The sequence below is a fragment of the Microbacterium sp. MMO-56 genome, assembly GCF_037146215.1.
Classification (GTDB): Bacteria; Actinomycetota; Actinomycetes; order Actinomycetales; family Microbacteriaceae; genus Microbacterium.
This window is the reverse complement of sequence record NZ_JBBCVW010000001.1, coordinates 324431-340591: the sequence shown is the minus strand read 5'-3', so window position 1 is coordinate 340591 and position 16161 is coordinate 324431. Positions and strand designations below refer to the sequence as shown.

The window sequence follows — 16161 nt, the reverse complement described above, 5'->3', positions numbered from 1 at the left end:
CTCACTCGCCGCCGTCGGCGCCCTCACCCGCGGGAGCGGCCGTCACGGGAGTGCCGGTGAGCGCCGCGGTCGTCACGCGACGGCGCGCCCGCCCCTGACCGGGCGCCTTGGGCTCGGGCAGCGCGCTCAGGACGGAGTCGAGCAGCAGGTCCTTCTGCGTGCGCGGCGCGTCGGGCTCGCCACGGCCGGTCCGATCGGCTGCGGCTCCGGTGCGCGAGGACTCGCCGCGCTTGCGGCGGGGCTTCTTCGGGCGCTCCGCCGGAGCCTCGGCGTCGGCGGGGACCACGGCGGGGGCCGCCTCGGTCGCGGGGTGGATCGTCGAGGCGGCGATCGCCGCGAGCGCGGACTTGGCACCCTCGGTGATGACGTGCGTTCCACCGTTCCCGTTCGCCGGCGTCGAGCCCGACGAGCGAGGGCGGCGTCCGCCCGAGGAGCCGTTCGAGGCGGGAGCCCCGCGGTGCTTCACCACGGGGTCGTGGTGGACGATGACGCCACGACCCGCGCAGACCTCGCACGGCTCGCTGAAGGTCTCGAGGAGCCCGAGACCCAGCTTCTTGCGGGTCATCTGGACGAGGCCGAGCGAGGTGACCTCGGCGACCTGGTGCTTCGTCCGGTCGCGGCTCAGGCATTCGATGAGACGGCGCAGCACGAGGTCCCGGTTGGACTCGAGCACCATGTCGATGAAGTCGACGACGATGATCCCGCCGATGTCGCGCAGCCGGAGCTGGCGCACGATCTCCTCGGCAGCCTCGAGGTTGTTCTTCGTGACGGTCTCCTCGAGGTTTCCCCCCGAGCCCACGAACTTGCCGGTGTTGACGTCGACGACGGTCATCGCCTCGGTGCGGTCGATGACGAGGGAGCCTCCGGAGGGCAGCCACACCTTGCGGTCGAGGGCCTTCTCGATCTGCTCCGTCACGCGGAACCGATCGAACGGATCCTGGTCGTCCTCGTACTTCTCGATCCGCTCCAGGAGGTCGGGGGCGACACCCGTGAGGTAGGCCGTGATCGTCTGGTAGGCGTCCTCGCCCTGGATGAGCATCTTCGAGAAGTCCTCGTTGAAGACGTCGCGGACGATCTTGACGAGGAGGTCCGGCTCGGAGTGCAGCAGCGCCGGGGCCTGCTGGGACTCGACCTGCGTGGAGATGTGCTCCCACTGCGAGGTGAGACGCTGCACGTCGCGGGTGAGCTGGTCCTCCGTGGCGCCCTCGGCGGCGGTGCGGACGATCACTCCGCTCGACTCGGGGAGCACCTCCTTGAGGATGCGCTTGAGGCGCGCGCGCTCCGTGTCGGGGAGCTTGCGCGAGATGCCGTTCATGGCGCCGCCCGGGACGTAGACGAGGTAGCGGCCGGGGAGGGAGATCTGGCTCGTGAGGCGCGCGCCCTTGTGGCCCACCGGGTCCTTCGTCACCTGGACGAGGACGCGGTCGCCCGACTTGAGCGCCAGCTCGATACGGCGCGGCTGGTTGCCGGTCTCGACGGCATCCCAGTCGACCTCGCCCGAGTACAGGACGGCGTTGCGGCCCCGGCCGATGTCGACGAACGCTGCCTCCATCGACGGCAGGACGTTCTGGACCCGACCGAGGTACACGTTGCCGATGAGCGAGGACTCCTGGCTGCGGGCGACGTAGTGCTCGACGAGGACGCTGTCCTCGAGCACCGCGATCTGGATGCGCCCGTTCTTCGAGCGCACAATCATGTCGCGGTCGACGGCCTCGCGGCGGGCGAGGAACTCCGCCTCGGTCACCACGGTGCGGCGGCGACCGGCCTCGCGGCCGTCGCGACGACGCTGCTTCTTGGCTTCGAGGCGCGTCGAGCCCTTGATGCGCTGCGGCTCGGTGATCAGCTCGACCGCGCGCTGACGCGGCGCGCGTCCTCCGCGCTCGGTGGGAGCGGCGGTGTCGTCGGCGTCGGATGCCGCACCGCCGCGACGGCGGTTGCGCCGGCGCGCGCTGGATCCGGCTTCGGGAGCCTGCTCGTCACGGTCCTCGAACGCCCGGCCGGGGCGGGCGGGAAGCGGTGCGATCTCGGGTGCGTAGAAGAAGAGCTGCGTCGAGACCTGCGACACGAACTCCGCGGGGAGCAGTCCCAGCGACACGGCCGTCGCGGGCTCGGGGGCGGACTCGGTCTCGGGGGTCGGCTCCGCCTCGGGGGCGAGCTCCGCCGGAGCGGAGGCGTCGGCGGGGCTCGTTTCCGAGACATCCGCGTTCGGGACATCCGTCTCCGTCGCATCCGCGGCGGAGGCCTCGTCGACGATGGTCTCGGCGTCGGCGACGACCGCCTCCTCGGCGACTTCCTCGGCCGCTTCCGCATCGTCGACGATGCTCGCAGCGTCCGCGACGACGTCGGCGTCCGCGCGCTCTTCGGCGGCGACGAGGGCCTCCGCCTCGCTGACGACCTCGGCCTCCGCAGCGGCCTCCGCTGCGGGAGTCTCCGGCTCGGGCGTTCCGGGCTCGGGCGTCAGCGGCTGATCCGCATCGAAGGGCGAGGTGTGGGTCTGGTCGTTGTGCTCATCGGCCATCTCTGGCTTACTCCTTGCGGGGCGGCTCCGCGGGCCGTCCCGGGCGAATCTGGCGGTGACACTCCGGTCCGGAGGTGCCGCGTACTCATACGGTCTGCAGCCTCACCCGCTCGGCGGCGGGACTCGTGCTGCGAAGGGCATTCGTCGCCCCGAAGTCTTCGGTGATGTCCCGGTGCGCGGCGCGGCCGCGCGGACACCGGCCTTCATTATCGCACTTTCGACGGCGATTGCCAGGAGCGGCGCCCGACAAGGCCTCCCGGCGTAGTCATATGCATCCGATGACATAATCTCGGCATGCCGCAGCGCACCATCGACAGCCGACCGATCGCCCTCGCCGTCTGGCTGGTGATTGCCGGCGTGATCGGCTGGATCGCTGCCTTCGCGCTCACCACCGAGAAGTTCCACGCGCTGGCGACCCCGGACTCCGGCCCGGCATCGTGCGACTTCAGCATCATCGTGCAGTGCACCGCGAACCTCGATTCGTGGCAGGGCAGCGTGTTCGGGTTCCCGAACCCCATCCTCGGGCTCACCGGGTGGGTGGCACCGATCGTCGTCGGCATGGCTGTCCTCGCGGGGGCGCGCTTCGCCCGCTGGTTCTGGCTGCTCTTCGCGGCGGGGGTGACCTTCGCGTTCGGATTCGTGCTCTGGCTGATCGGCCAGAGCATCTACTCCCTCGGCACGCTGTGCCCGTGGTGCATGGTGACCTGGCTCGTGACGATCCCGACGTTCTACGCGCTCTGGGTCCATCTGTTCCGCTCGGGCGTGATCTCCGACGCACCGCGCGTGCGCGCTGTGGGCGCCCGGCTCGCGGCCTGGGTCCCCCTCATGGCGTTCGTGACCTACGCGATCGTGCTGCTGCTGGCGCAGCTGCGTCTGGACGCCATCCCCCAGCTGCTCGACGTCATCTTCTGACCCGGGTTGCCGCTCGCCCCCCCGCAGGTTCGGGGTCGCGTGTGGTCCAGGTTCGGGGTCGGGTGTCGTCGCGCGGGGCCGCGCCCCGCAGGTTCGGGGTCGCCACTGGCCACCCCCAGGGAAGTTCGGGGTCGCGTGTCGTCGCGCGGGGCCGCGCCGCGCAGGTTCGGGGTCGCCACTGGTCACGAGTGGCCGCGCCCCGCAGGTTCGGGGTCGCCACTAGCCGCCTCCGGGCATCCGCACCGACCACCCGCGACCCCGAACCTGTTCTCCACCGACAACAAGCGACCCTGAACTCGGTCAGCAGGGGCAGGATGCCGCGCATCACCCGTCTCGAGGCCGGACGGTCCGAGCGCCACCACTCCTCTCAGTCCACGGCGCAACCCGCTCACGATCGAGAAGCCCCGCACGTTCGGGTCGCCAAAGGCCGCCTCCAGGGATCCGCACCGACCACACGCGACCCCGAACACGCAGGCCACCGACCACACGCGACCCCAAACATGAAAGCCACACGCCCCGCACGCCACATGCGACCCCGAACGTGACGAACAGGGGCTGGATGCCGCAACCCACCCGCCTCGACGTCGACCCCCGAGCCGGCGACTGCCCCTCGCCCCACGGCGCCCTCACTTACGCGGTGACAGCCTCAGCAGGTTCGGGGTCGCCAAAGGCTGCCTCCAGGCATCCGCACCGACCACACGCGACCCCGAACACGCGGGCCGCCGACCACACGCGACCCCGAACACGCGGGCCACACGCCCCGAAAACCACACGCCCCGCAAGCCACACGCCCCGCAAGCCACACGCCCCGCAAGCCACGCCCCGCGACCCCGCGCGGGGCGGGCGTCAGAACCAGATCGCGAGTTCGCGGGCGGCCGACTCCGGGCTGTCGCTGCCGTGCACGAGGTTCTGCTGCACCTTCGCACCCCAGTCGCGACCGAAGTCGCCTCGGATGGTCCCGGGCGCGGCCGTGGTGGGGTCCGTGGTGCCGGCGAGGGATCGGAACCCCTCGATGACGCGGTTGCCGGCGAGGCGGATCGCCACCGACGGGCCGGACAGCATGAACTCGAGCAGCGGCTCGTAGAACGGCTTGCCTGCGTGCTCAGCGTAGTGCTGCTCGAGCAGCTCGCGCTCCGGCTCCACGAGCTTGATGTCGACGAGGGCGTACCCCTTCGCCTCGATCCGGGCGAGGATCGCGCCGGTGAGGCCTCGGGCGACCCCGTCGGGCTTGACGAGGACGAGGGTCTCTTCCGTGGGCATGTCAGTCTCCGTTCGTTGCGGCGCGCGCCGCGTTGCGGCGGTCGAGCGCTCCGCCCTTGATCGTCGCATACGCGTACATCGCACCGAAAATGAGCGCGACGAGGACGAGAGCGGGCACGAGGAACGCGCCGAGCGCGACGAGCACCTGCCACACCCATCCGAGCGCGATCCCCCAGCGGTGCCGGAGCACGCCGGTCGTGGCGATCATCGCGACCGCGAGCACGCTGCCCGCCACGATCCCCCAGACGTCCGGGATGCCCTCCGGGAGAGCTCCGAGCCCGTAGACGACGAGTCCGCCCAGGAACACGATGATCGACTCGAACCCGAGCACGACAGACGCGAGCGACTCCGCCGCGCCCCGCGGACGACGCGGGCGACGGGCACGCCTGGCCCGGCCGGAAGCCACGGATCCGCCGAGGGCGCCCGACCCCCCGGCCCCCTCGGTCCCCCCGGGGCTGGTGGGTCCGGTCATCCTCGCCACCCGTCCTTCCAGTCCTCCTCCGCAGCGAGCTGCAGGGCCTCACCGGCGAGCACGACGCTCCCGGCGATCACGACCGCCCGACGGTCCGACGAGGATGCCCACGCGCGGGCGGCCTCGGCGGCGTCGGCCAGATCGGGATGCACCGTCACGGCTCCCCCCGCGGCTTCGACCAGGTCGGCGAGGGCGTCCGCGTCGGCGGCTCGCTCGGAGGCGGGGGACGTCGCGAACACGTGCGTCGCCGCAGGGGCGATCGTCGAGACGATGCCGGCGATGTCCTTGTCGCCGAAGGCGCCCAGCACCACTCCCCACTCGTCGAAATCGAACGAGTCGCTCAGCGCCGACACCAGAGCACGAGCTCCGTGCGGGTTGTGGGCGCTGTCCACCAGCACCGTCGGGGCTACTCCCACGAGCTGCAGGCGTCCCGGAGAGGTCACCTGGGCGAGCCCGTCGGCGAGCACGTCGGGCGCGAGAGCCTTGTCAGCTCCCCCGATCAACGATTCGACGGCGACGATCGCGAGCGCCGCGTTGTGACCCTGGTGCGCACCGTACAGGGGGAGATACAGGTCGTCGTACGTGCCCGCGAGCCCGCGCACGCTGATCTGCTGCCCTCCGACGGCGAGCTTCTGTTCGGTGAGGCCGAACTGCGCGCCCTCGACGGCGAACGAGGCGTCCTGCGACGCCGCGGTATCCTGCAGCACCGTCAGCGCTGCCGGATCCTGCTCTGCCGACACGACGGCGGCGCCCGACTTGATGATGCCCGACTTGACGGTCGCGATCTCCCGCACGGTCGCCCCGAGCTTGTCCGCGTGGTCTAGGTCGATCGGGGCGAAGACGGCGACGTCGCCGTCGGCGGTGTTGGTGGAGTCCCACGCCCCGCCCATGCCGACCTCGATCACGGCGACGTCGACGGGGGCGTCGGCGAAGGCGACGAACGCCAGCACCGTCAGCAGCTCGAAGAAGGTCAGCGGCGCGTCGCCGGATGCGTCCAGCTCCGCGTCGACCAGGTCGACGAACGGTTCGATCTCGTCCCAGGCATCCGCGATGAGGGCGTCCTCGATCGGCTCGCCGTCGATCATGATGCGCTCGGTGAACCGCTCCAGGTGCGGGCTCGTGAACAGTCCCGTCCGCAGCCCGTGCGCGCGCACGATCGACTCCGCGAGGCGCGCGGTCGAGGTCTTGCCATTGGTGCCGGTGACGTGGATGACGCGATAGGTGCGCTGCGGGTCGTCGAGAAGCTCCAGCACGCGCCGCGTCCGCTCGACGCGCGGCTGCACCCACTGCTCTCCCTGGCGGGTCAGCAGGGCGGCGTAGACGGCGTCTGCGCGGTCGCGCGCGCTCATGACCCCACCTCGATCCGGCTGACCGCGACCGTGACGTCGCCGGTGTTCGCGTACGTCCCCGCCGCGACGACGGCCGTGTGATCGGCGTCGATGGTCTGGGCGGAGGCGAGCACCGACCCTTCGCCCAGCAGCGTCTCGCCACCCGGGCCGACGACGGCGTAGTCGAGGGCGAGCGTCTCGCCCGCGATGTCCGCGGCGGCGAACGCTGATGCGACGGCCTGCGCGTCCTCGGACGCGGCGAACAGCAGCTGCAGCCGGATGCGGTCGCTGACCTCGAAGCCCGCCGCCTTCCGCGTGTCCTGCACGGCGCGGATGACATCGCGCGCCAGGCCCTCGGCTTCGAGCTCGGGGGTCGTCGTCGTGTCGAGCAGCAGGAATCCTCCGTCGCTCAGCAGAGCGATCGCCGTCCCGTCCGCGACGCCGCCGGCCTCGAGGGTGAGGTCGTACTCCCCCTCCTCCAGTGCGACGCCGTCGACGACGACCGTGCCGTCCACCACTTCCCAGAGGCCTGCGCGCGCACCCGCGATCACGTGCTGCACCTGCTTGCCCAGGCGCGGTCCGGCGGCGCGGGCGTTGACCGCGAGCCGCTGACTGATGCCGTACTGCTCGGCGAGGCCCTCGCCCAGCTCGATCAGGCGCACCTCCTTGACGTTCAGCTCGTCGCGCACGATGTCCTCGAACTGCTCGAGCGAGGCGGCATCCGCGACGGCGACGGTGAGGGCGGGCAGCGGCAGGCGCACGCGCTTGCCCTCCTTCTTGCGCAGCGCGTTGGCGACGGACGACACCTCGCGGACGGCGTCCATCGCCGTGCGGATCTCGGGGGACGCCGGGAACTCGCTCGCGTCGGGCCAGTCCTCGAGGTGCACGCTGCGTCCGCCGGTGAGCCCCTGCCAGACCCGCTCGGAGACGAGGGGAAGGAGCGGCGCCGCGACGCGCGTGAGGGTCTCGAGCACCGTGTAGAGCGTGTCGAATGCCTCGGTGGACGTCGGATCGTCCGACACCCCCACCCAGAACCGGTCGCGCGACCGGCGGATGTACCAGTTGGTCAGCGCCTCGGCGAAGTCGCGCAGACGCGCGGCGGCGGTCGTGGAATCCAGCGCCTCGAGGTCGGCGGCGACGTCGCGCACGAGGTCGCCGGTGAGCGCCAGGATGTAGCGGTCGAGCACGTCCGTCGAATCCGTGCGCCGGCGAGCCTGGTAGCCCGCACCGTCGGGTCCGCCCGCGGCGTTGGCGTAGGTCGCGAAGAAGTACCACGTGTTCCACAGCGGCAGGAGGAACTCGCGGACGCCCGCGCGGATCCCCTCCTCGGTGACGACGAGGTTGCCGCCTCGCAGCACCGAGGATGCCATGAGGAACCAGCGCATGGCATCCGACCCGTCGCGGTCGAAGACCTCGCTGACATCCGGGTAGTTGCGCAGCGACTTCGACATCTTCTGCCCGTCGCTGCCGAGCACGATGCCGTGGCACGCGACTCCGGAGAACGCCGGGCGGCCGAACAGGGCGACCGAGAGCACGTGCATGACGTAGAACCAGCCGCGCGTCTGGCCGATGTACTCGACGATGAAGTCCGCCGGGGCATGGGCGTCGAACCACTCCTGGTTCTCGAACGGGTAGTGCACCTGCGCGTACGGCATGGATCCCGAGTCGAACCAGACGTCGAAGACGTCCTCGATGCGGCGCATCGTGGCGCGTCCGGAGGGATCGTCGGGGTTCGGCCGCGTGAGGTCGTCGATGTACGGGCGGTGCAGGTCGACCTCGCCCGCCTCGTTGCGCGGGAGTCGGCCGAAGTCGCGCTCGAGGTCGGCGAGGGAGCCGTACACGTCGACGCGCGGGAACTCGGGGTCGTCGCTCTTCCACACCGGGATGGGCGACCCCCAGAACCGGTTCCGGCTGATCGACCAGTCGCGGGCGCCGTCGAGCCACTTGCCGAACTGGCCGTGCTTGACGTTCTCCGGAGCCCAGGTGATCTGCTCGTTCGCCGCGAGGAGGTCGTCCTTGATATCCGTGACGCGCACGAACCAGCTCGAGACCGCCTTGTAGATGAGGGGGTTCCGGCACCGCCAGCAGTGCGGGTAGGAGTGCTCGTAGCTCGCCTCGCGGAGCAGCCGACCCTCGGCTTTCAGCAGCCGGATGAGGGGACGGTTCGCGTTCATCCAGAGCTCGCCCGCGACATCCGTGACCTGCGGGAGGAACTTTCCGCCGTCGTCGAGGCTCATGATGAGCGGGATGCCCGCGGCCGCCGTGACCCGCTGGTCGTCCTCACCGTAGGCGGGTGCCTGGTGCACGATGCCGGTGCCGTCGGTGGTCGTGACGTAGTCGTCGACGAGGATGCGCCACGCGGTGCCTGTCCCCCACACCTCGGCGTCCGCGTAGTAGTCGAAGAGACGGTCGTAGTGCACGTCTTGGAGCTCTGCGCCGCGCAGGGTGCGCTCGACGGCCTCGGCCGCCTCGGCGGCGCTCTCGTAGCCGAGGTCCTTCGCGTAGCCGGCGAGCAGGTCGGACGCCAGCAGGTAGCGGTGCGCCTCGCCCTCCGCGGCGTCCTCGTGGACGTCGGCGGCTCCGCGGGGGCCGCCGGGCACGACGACGTACTCGATCTCGGGACCGACGGCGAGCGCGAGGTTGGTCGGCAGGGTCCACGGGGTCGTCGTCCAGGCGAGGGCGCGGACGCCGGTGAGACCCAGCGTCTCCGCCTTCACGCCGACGAGCGGGAACGTGACGGTGACCGAGGGATCCTGGCGCATCTTGTAGACGTCGTCGTCCATGCGCAGCTCGTGGTTGGACAGGGGCGTCTCGTCGCGCCAGCAGTACGGCAGCACGCGATGGCCCTCGTAGGCGAGACCCTTGTCCCACAGGGTCGAGAACGCCCACAACACCGACTCCATGTACCCGGTGTCGAGCGTCTTGTATCCGCGCTCGAAGTCGACCCACCGGGCCTGGCGGGTGACGTAGTCCTCCCACTGCTGCGTGTACTCGAGCACGGACTCGCGCGCCTTCGCGTTGAAGGCGGCGATCCCCATGTCCTCGATCTCGCTCTTCTCGGTGATCCCGAGCTGTTTCATCGCCTCGAGCTCGGCGGGGAGGCCGTGCGTGTCCCACCCGAAGACACGGTCGACCTTCTTGCCGCGCATCGTCTGGAAGCGCGGGAAGAGGTCCTTGGCATATCCGGTCAGGAGGTGACCGTAGTGCGGGAGGCCGTTCGCGAACGGGGGGCCGTCGTAGAACACCCATTCGTCTGCGCCGTCGCGCCGGGAGATGGACGCCCGGAACGTGTCGTCGCTCGCCCAGAAGGCGAGCACATCGCGTTCGATCTCGGGGAAGCGCGGGCTCGGCGCGACGGCATCGGCCGCCGGTCCGAAGGCCGAGGCGGAAGGTCGGGGGTAGGTCATGTCACTCCAGCAGGTGCGTTGTGTCGTGCTCCTGCGAGGACGATCGTGCGACCGCGGTACCACCCCGCTTGTCGACCGCGGGCGTCCCGGCCGACCTCTCGTGCTGCGGCTGTGACGGGCCTGCCCCGCGCGGTTCTACCGGGCGGTCTCCCGCCGTTCTTCCACGAGCTCCCCGGTGATGGCCGGATCGATGCCGATCGGCCCATCATACCGGCTGCGACGGGGCCGGTGGGCGTGCGCGCAGGCGCCGTGCGGGGAGCGGGAGCGCCGCCTAGGCTCGACACATGGTCGCTCGCCCCACGCGCCCCGTGGCTCCCCGGATCGGCGCACCCGATCTGCCCACGTCGCTGGAGCGGGTCTCCCGTGTGGAAGCCCGCGCTGACCTCCTGGGCGTCGAGATCCTCGACCTCTCCGGCGAGGTCGACGCGCCGCATTCCCACATCGCCGAGGCCCGGGTGGCCCCGGCATCCGTCGGGCGCCTGGACCTGACCGGCGCGAGCCTCGTCGACGTCGCGGTGGTCGAGCTCCGCGCGGTCGAGATGATCGCTCGCGACGGCACGTGGCGCAACGTCGAGATCAGCGGCGGACGGATCGCGACGATCGACGCATCCCGCGCCCGATGGGACAGCGTCGCGGTGCGCGGCGTGCACGTGGACTACCTGAACCTCGCCTCCGCCGAGCTCGCCGACGTCCTCTTCGTCGACTGCCGGTTCGGAACCGTCGACATCCCCGAGGCGCGCCTGTCGCGGGTGTCGTTCGAGCAGTGCCGGGCCGACGAGGTCGACACCCGTGGTCTACGCGCGGGGGACCTGGATCTGCGCGGGCTGGAGGCCGGCGCGTTCACCGACGCCCGCTCTCTCGCGGGTGCGTGGATCGACGAGCGCCAGGCCGAGATGCATGCCGCGACGTTCGCCCAGGCGCTCGGCATCCGGCTGGCGTCGTGATCGTCACGACCGCGCGCCTGGATCTGCGCGAGATGACCGATGCCGACCTCCCCGCGCTGCGGCGGATCCTCCACGATCCGGTCGCGATGGCCGCGTACGATGGGGCCTTCTCCGACGCCGAGTCGCTCGCGTGGCTGCGCCGGATGCAGGAGAGCTATCGCCGAGACGGCTTCGGTCTCTGGGCCGCCGTCCTCCGCGAGACCGGCGAGATGATCGGGCAGTGCGGCATCACCCGGCAGCGCATCGACGAGGACGAGGTCATCGAGGTCGGGTATCTGTTCCAGCGCGACCATTGGCATCGGGGATACGCGGTCGAAGCCGCTGCCGCGTGCCGGGACTGGGCGTTTCGCACCCTGCAGACCGACGTGGTCTACGCGAAGGTGCGCTCCACCAACGTGGCATCCATGAACGTCGCGATCCGTCTCGGGATGACGGTCCGCCGTGCCTTCACGACGCACTATCGCGGCGTGGACATGCCGCACCTCGCGTTCGCGATCCCCCGCCCGCCCTCCCCCTCCCCGACCGCCTCGCCCTCGTCCGCCTCGCCCCCGTCCGCCTCACCCCCGTCCTGACTGCCGAGTGTCCACGACGCGCGGCCCCGCCGGCATCCCGCGCCGCGTGTTCTGGACACTCGGCGGGGTGTGGGCGCGGGCCCGCGGGGCGGGGAGGGGCGGGCGGGGGCGCGGGGAGGCGCGGAGAGGCGGGCGGGGGCGGGGCGACGGTAGACTGGGCGGCACCCACACTCAGGCACGCTCACACAGTGCCGCACATATCGCTCGAGGAGATACCGATGTCGAACGCGCAGATTCCCGACAAGCCCGCCCTGGAAGGCCTCGAGCAGAAGTGGGATGCCGCGTGGAGCGCGGCCGGAACGTATCTGTTCGACCGTGACGCGGCGAAGGCCACCGGCCGAGCCGGCGTCTTCTCCATCGACACTCCCCCGCCGACCGCCTCCGGCAGTCTGCACATCGGCCACGTCTTCAGCTACACGCACACCGACGTGAAGGCGCGCTTCGAGCGCATGCGCGGCAAGACGGTGTTCTACCCGATGGGCTGGGACGACAACGGCCTGCCGACCGAGCGCCGCGTGCAGAACTACTACGGCGTGCGCTGCGACACCTCGCTCCCGTACGACCCCGACTTCACGCCCCCGTTCCACGGCGACGCGAAGAGCCTCAAGCCGGCCGACCAGGTGCCGATCAGCCGCCGCAACTTCATCGAGCTCTGCGAGGAACTGACCCTCGAGGACGAGAAGGCGTTCGAGGACGTCTTCCGCCAGCTCGGCCTCTCCGTCGACTGGACCCAGACCTACCGCACCATCTCCGACGACACGATCCGGACGAGCCAGCTCGCGTTCCTGCGCAACCTCGAGCGCGGCGAGGCGTACCAGGCCATGGCGCCGACCCTGTGGGACATCGACTTCCGCTCCGCGATCGCGCAGGCCGAGCTCGAGGACCGCGAGCAGCAGGCGAGTTACCACCGCCTCGCATTCCACAAGACCGACGGTTCGGGCGACATCCACATCGAGACGACCCGGCCCGAGCTCCTCGCCGCCTGCGTCGCCCTCGTCGCGAACCCCGACGACGAGCGCTACCAGTCGTACTTCGGGCAGACCGTGCGCACCCCGATCTTCGACGTCGAGGTGCCGGTGCTCGCCCATCACCTCGCGCAACAGGACAAGGGATCCGGCATCGCCATGGTCTGCACCTTCGGCGACGTGACCGACATCATCTGGTGGCGCGAGCTGGACCTCCCCAACCGCACGATCCTGGGCCAGGACGGTCGCGTGCTTCCCGACGCACCGGAGGCGCTCGAGACGGATGCCGCGACCGCCGCCTACGCGGAGATCGCCGGGCTCACCGTGTTCAGCGCCAAGAAGAAGATGGTCGAGCTGCTGCAGGCCTCGGGCGAGCTGCTCGAGGTGTCGAAGCCGTTCAGCCACCCGGTGAAGTTCTACGAGAAGGGCGATCGGGCCCTCGAGATCGTGTCCACGCGCCAGTGGTATCTGCGCAACGGCGCCCGCGACGCCGCCTTCCGCGACAAGCTCATCGAGCTCGGCCAGGCCATGGACTGGCATCCCGACTTCATGCGGGTGCGCTACGAGAACTGGACGAACGGCCTCACGGGCGACTGGCTGATCAGCCGCCAGCGTTTCTTCGGCGTGCCGATCCCGGTCTGGTATCCCCTCGACGAGAACGGCGACCGGATCGAGGGCGGCGTGATCACGGCCGACACCGCCTCGCTGCCGGTCGACCCCACGACCGACCCCGCCCCCGGCTTCGACGAGGCGCAGCGCGGCGTGCCGGGCGGCTTCGAGGGCGAGAAGGACATCTTCGACACCTGGGCGACCTCTTCGCTCACCCCCCAGCTGGCCGGCGGCTGGCAGCGCGACGATGAGCTGTGGAACCTCGTCGCCCCGTTCGACCTGCGCCCGCAGGGCCAGGACATCATCCGCACGTGGCTCTTCTCGACCATGGTGCGCTCCGCCCTCGAAGACGATCGCGCGCCGTGGACCGACGCCGCCGTCAGCGGCTTCATCGTCGACCCCGACCGCAAGAAGATGTCGAAGTCGAAGGGCAACGTCGTCACTCCGGCCGACATCCTCGACCAGCACGGCACCGACGCGGTGCGCTACTGGTCGGCATCCAGTCGACTCGGCGCCGACGCCGCCTTCGACCCGCAGAACCCGACCCAGGTGAAGATCGGCCGGCGCCTCGCGATCAAGGTGCTGAACGCGGCCAAGTTCGTGCTCTCCTTCCCCGTGCCTGAGGGCGCCGAGGTCACCCATGCCCTCGACGCCGCGATGCTCGCGACGCTCGACCGGGTCGTCCGCGACGCGACGGCGGCGTTCGAGGCGTACGACCACGCGCGAGCGCTGGAGATCACGGAGGCGTTCTTCTGGACGTTCTGCGACGACTACCTCGAACTCGTCAAGGAGCGCGCCTACAACCAGACCGACGCGGGCCAGGCCTCGGCGGCGCTCGCGCTGCGCCTCGCGCTCTCGACGCTCCTGCGCCTCCTCGCTCCCGTCCTCGCCTTCGCGACGGAGGAGGCGTGGTCGTGGTTCGAGGACGGCTCGATCCACACCGCCGCGTGGCCGGAGCCGCTCGGCTTCGACGGTGACCCCGAGGTCCTGACGGCGGTGAGCGCCGCGCTCATCGGCATCCGCCGAGCGAAGACCGAGGCGAAGGCCTCGCAGAAGACGCCCGTCGCGCGTCTCGTGCTGGCGGCGCCGGATGCCGCGGTGGCGAGGCTCACACTCGCCGAGGGCGACCTCAAGGCGGTGGGACGGATCGCGCAGCTCGAGATGAACGGCGGAGCCGACGCCCTCGCCGTGCAGACCGTCGAGCTGGCACCGGAGGCGTGACATGAGACTCGGAACCCGGTGGGCCAGCGGCGACGAGCCGCCCCAGGCCGTTCCCGACGCTCTTCGCCCGCAGATCGCGGCCGTCGATCGGGCACTCCCCGACGACGACCTCGGTCAGCCGCGCCCGCGCTGGACGCTGACCTTCCTCGAGGGGCGGCCGATCGCCGAGCTTGACACCGGTGTCATCGTCGAGCAAGGTGCCGACGGCGTCGTCACGGTGCGCCACGACGACGAGGACGAGTTCGCCTGACCCGAGCGGGGCGGCGCTCCGTGCCGCGGGCCGGCGTGCCGGTGCGACGCCCGCGCCTTATCGACGGCTGTTCGGTGGGAGGCTCGGCCGCGCGTGTGTCTAGCGTGGGGACATGAGCCCGATGCTTCTGACATCGAGGGCGGCGCGCCGGCGCGCGGTCGTCGGGACCGTGCTCGTCGCTGTCGCCGTCGCGGTCGTCATGAGCCTCGCGCCGCTGCTCTTCGGGATGGCCGCCTCGCCCCCGGCGAGGATCGCCGTCTTCCTCGGGCTCTACGCCGCGATGGCCGCGCTCACCCTCGGCGCGCATCGCCTGGACGGCCTCTCCAAGCTCGGTCTCGGATTCTCGCGCGCCCGGAGCGGGCGCCAGGTCGCCATCGGCGCAGCGCTCGCCGCAGCGCTGCTCATCCTGGTCGTGGGTATCCCGGTGGCCGTCGGCGTCGACCCCGCGGACATCGTCGGATCGGGCAACACCCTCATCTTCGCGGCGCTGTCCGCGGTCGTCGTGGGCACCGGTGAGGAGCTCCTCTTCCGCGGCTATCTGCTGGGTCGCCTGACGGTCGCCCTGCGCTCCCCGGTCGCGGCACTCGCGATCTCCTCTGCGCTCTTCGGGCTGTCGCACCTGCCGCTGTCGGGCAGTTGGGCGCAGGTCGCGGTGACGACGGGCATCGGCGCCGTCTTGGCCGCCGGGCGGATCTGGCTGCCCGGATGCTCGCTGCTGTCGCTCATCGTCGCCCACGCGCTCTACGACTTCTCCCTTGCGGTCATCGCCGGCTCGCTCTCCTGAGAGCCGGGACCGACCGCAGCGGCCGCGACGTGCCGTCAGCGCAGCCCGAGCAGATACGCGCGGGCGCGCTGCGCGTCCCGTTCCGCACGCAGGCTCTCGTCGTTCTCGAGACGCCGCGCGAGGGCCGTGAGTCGCTCCGAGCGGGCATCCATCCGTCGCACCGCCCACCCGGCGATCGCCGTCGAGACGGCGAGGGCGATCCGTTCGGCGCGGGTCGGAGTGATCCGAGGGGCGTGGACGAGGGCCATCATCGGTCTCCCTCGTTCGTGTCGGTGGCGAGCTGGGCGCCGGGAGCGGTGCCGTCGATCGGGAACATGTCGAGCCGGATGAGGTAGGGACGCACGTCCTCGCCCTCCTGATCGCGGTAGGCCCGCACGGCGTCGCCGACGAGCGCCATGATGTCCGAGGACAGCTTCTCGAACTGCTCGCGGGTCAGCCGCGCGTTGGCCGTGGCGAGTTCCGCGGCATCCTCGATGCGGTCCTCGCGCATGGACCGCTCGATGAACCGCATGAGCTGTTCGTGGCGCTGGCGATAGGTCTCGGTGACGACGATCTGCGAGGCGGCACGCCCCGACGGAGTCCGCAAGGCGTCCGGCGTGGAGATCGTCACCGCACCTCGGGGGCGCTCCCACCAGCGCTCCCGCGCGGTGCCTCGACCGGCGACCTCGCGGATGAGGTCGTGCTTCGCGAGGGCCCGGAGGTGATAGCTCGTCGCACCGCTCGACTCCCCCAGCTGCTCGGCGAGCGAGCTGGCCGTCTGAGGGCCGTACTGACTGAGCAGGTCGTAGATGCGCACGCGCAACGGATGCGCGAGCGCCTTGAGCGCACCGGCATCGAGAGAGCGATCCTGCTCCGCGCCCGCATCGCGGGTGTCGGAGGTTCGCGGTGACTCGGTCATGGCTCGACTCTAGCAATGCAA

13 protein-coding genes are annotated in these 16161 nt (G+C 71.0%); 6 read left to right on the top strand and 7 right to left on the bottom strand.

Features of this window, described 5'->3' with window-relative positions; all coding sequences use genetic code 11:
* Position 1 precedes the first annotated feature (1 nt).
* Positions 2 to 2518, bottom strand: coding sequence for an Rne/Rng family ribonuclease (locus tag WFI00_RS01585; RefSeq protein ID WP_336631187.1), 2517 nt, complete (start codon positions 2516 to 2518; stop codon positions 2 to 4).
* 294 nt (positions 2519 to 2812) lie between these two features.
* Here WFI00_RS01585 and WFI00_RS01580 point away from each other — a divergent pair, with 294 nt between their 5' ends.
* Positions 2813 to 3430 (top strand): vitamin K epoxide reductase family protein, encoded by a 618-nt coding sequence (locus WFI00_RS01580; RefSeq protein ID WP_336631188.1) that lies wholly within the window; start codon positions 2813 to 2815, stop codon positions 3428 to 3430.
* An 846-nt stretch (positions 3431 to 4276) separates the two neighbouring features.
* Here WFI00_RS01580 and ndk read toward each other — a convergent pair.
* From ndk to ileS, 4 genes are read right to left on the bottom strand one after another with little or no spacing between them, the layout of a single operon-like run.
* Positions 4277 to 4690, bottom strand: a complete 414-nt coding sequence (gene ndk, locus WFI00_RS01575) for a nucleoside-diphosphate kinase (protein ID WP_336631189.1) — start codon at positions 4688 to 4690, stop codon at positions 4277 to 4279.
* Between the two features lies 1 nt (position 4691).
* Complete coding sequence (locus tag WFI00_RS01570; protein WP_336631190.1) at positions 4692 to 5162, bottom strand: DUF4233 domain-containing protein; 471 nt, start codon at positions 5160 to 5162, stop codon at positions 4692 to 4694.
* Positions 5159 to 6511: a bifunctional folylpolyglutamate synthase/dihydrofolate synthase gene (locus tag WFI00_RS01565; RefSeq protein WP_336631191.1), complete on the bottom strand. Its 1353-nt coding sequence runs from the start codon at positions 6509 to 6511 to the stop codon at positions 5159 to 5161. The genes WFI00_RS01570 and WFI00_RS01565 overlap by 4 nt, the downstream gene beginning before the upstream one ends.
* Positions 6508 to 9897, bottom strand: a complete 3390-nt coding sequence (ileS, locus tag WFI00_RS01560; protein WP_336631192.1) for an isoleucine--tRNA ligase — start codon at positions 9895 to 9897, stop codon at positions 6508 to 6510. The genes WFI00_RS01565 and ileS overlap by 4 nt, the downstream gene beginning before the upstream one ends.
* A 284-nt stretch (positions 9898 to 10181) precedes the next feature.
* Between ileS and WFI00_RS01555 the strand changes: the two genes are divergently transcribed.
* The 5 genes from WFI00_RS01555 (at position 10182) to WFI00_RS01535 (ending at position 15242) form a co-directional block, all read left to right on the top strand.
* Positions 10182 to 10841, top strand: coding sequence for a pentapeptide repeat-containing protein (locus WFI00_RS01555; protein ID WP_336631193.1), 660 nt, complete (start codon positions 10182 to 10184; stop codon positions 10839 to 10841).
* Entirely contained in the window at positions 10838 to 11413 is a 576-nt protein-coding gene (locus tag WFI00_RS01550; RefSeq protein ID WP_336631194.1) for a GNAT family N-acetyltransferase, read from the top strand. Before WFI00_RS01555 ends, WFI00_RS01550 begins: the two co-directional genes overlap by 4 nt.
* 218 nt (positions 11414 to 11631) lie before the next feature.
* The gene (gene valS, locus WFI00_RS01545) at positions 11632 to 14208 is read left to right on the top strand and encodes a valine--tRNA ligase (RefSeq protein ID WP_336631195.1); all 2577 of its coding nucleotides are present in this window, start codon (positions 11632 to 11634) and stop codon (positions 14206 to 14208) included.
* A 1-nt stretch (position 14209) separates the two neighbouring features.
* Complete coding sequence (locus WFI00_RS01540; RefSeq protein ID WP_336631196.1) at positions 14210 to 14458, top strand: hypothetical protein; 249 nt, start codon at positions 14210 to 14212, stop codon at positions 14456 to 14458.
* 112 nt (positions 14459 to 14570) lie between these two features.
* Positions 14571 to 15242, top strand: a complete 672-nt coding sequence (locus tag WFI00_RS01535) for a CPBP family intramembrane glutamic endopeptidase (RefSeq protein ID WP_336631197.1) — start codon at positions 14571 to 14573, stop codon at positions 15240 to 15242.
* Positions 15243 to 15277: 35 nt separating this feature from the next.
* Here WFI00_RS01535 and WFI00_RS01530 read toward each other — a convergent pair whose 3' ends face one another.
* Together WFI00_RS01530 and WFI00_RS01525 are read right to left on the bottom strand one after the other, a co-directional pair.
* Positions 15278 to 15493, bottom strand: coding sequence for a hypothetical protein (locus tag WFI00_RS01530; protein WP_336631198.1), 216 nt, complete (start codon positions 15491 to 15493; stop codon positions 15278 to 15280).
* Positions 15490 to 16140: an ArsR/SmtB family transcription factor gene (locus WFI00_RS01525; RefSeq protein WP_336631199.1), complete on the bottom strand. Its 651-nt coding sequence runs from the start codon at positions 16138 to 16140 to the stop codon at positions 15490 to 15492. Before WFI00_RS01525 ends, WFI00_RS01530 begins: the two co-directional genes overlap by 4 nt.
* Positions 16141 to 16161 lie beyond the last annotated feature (21 nt).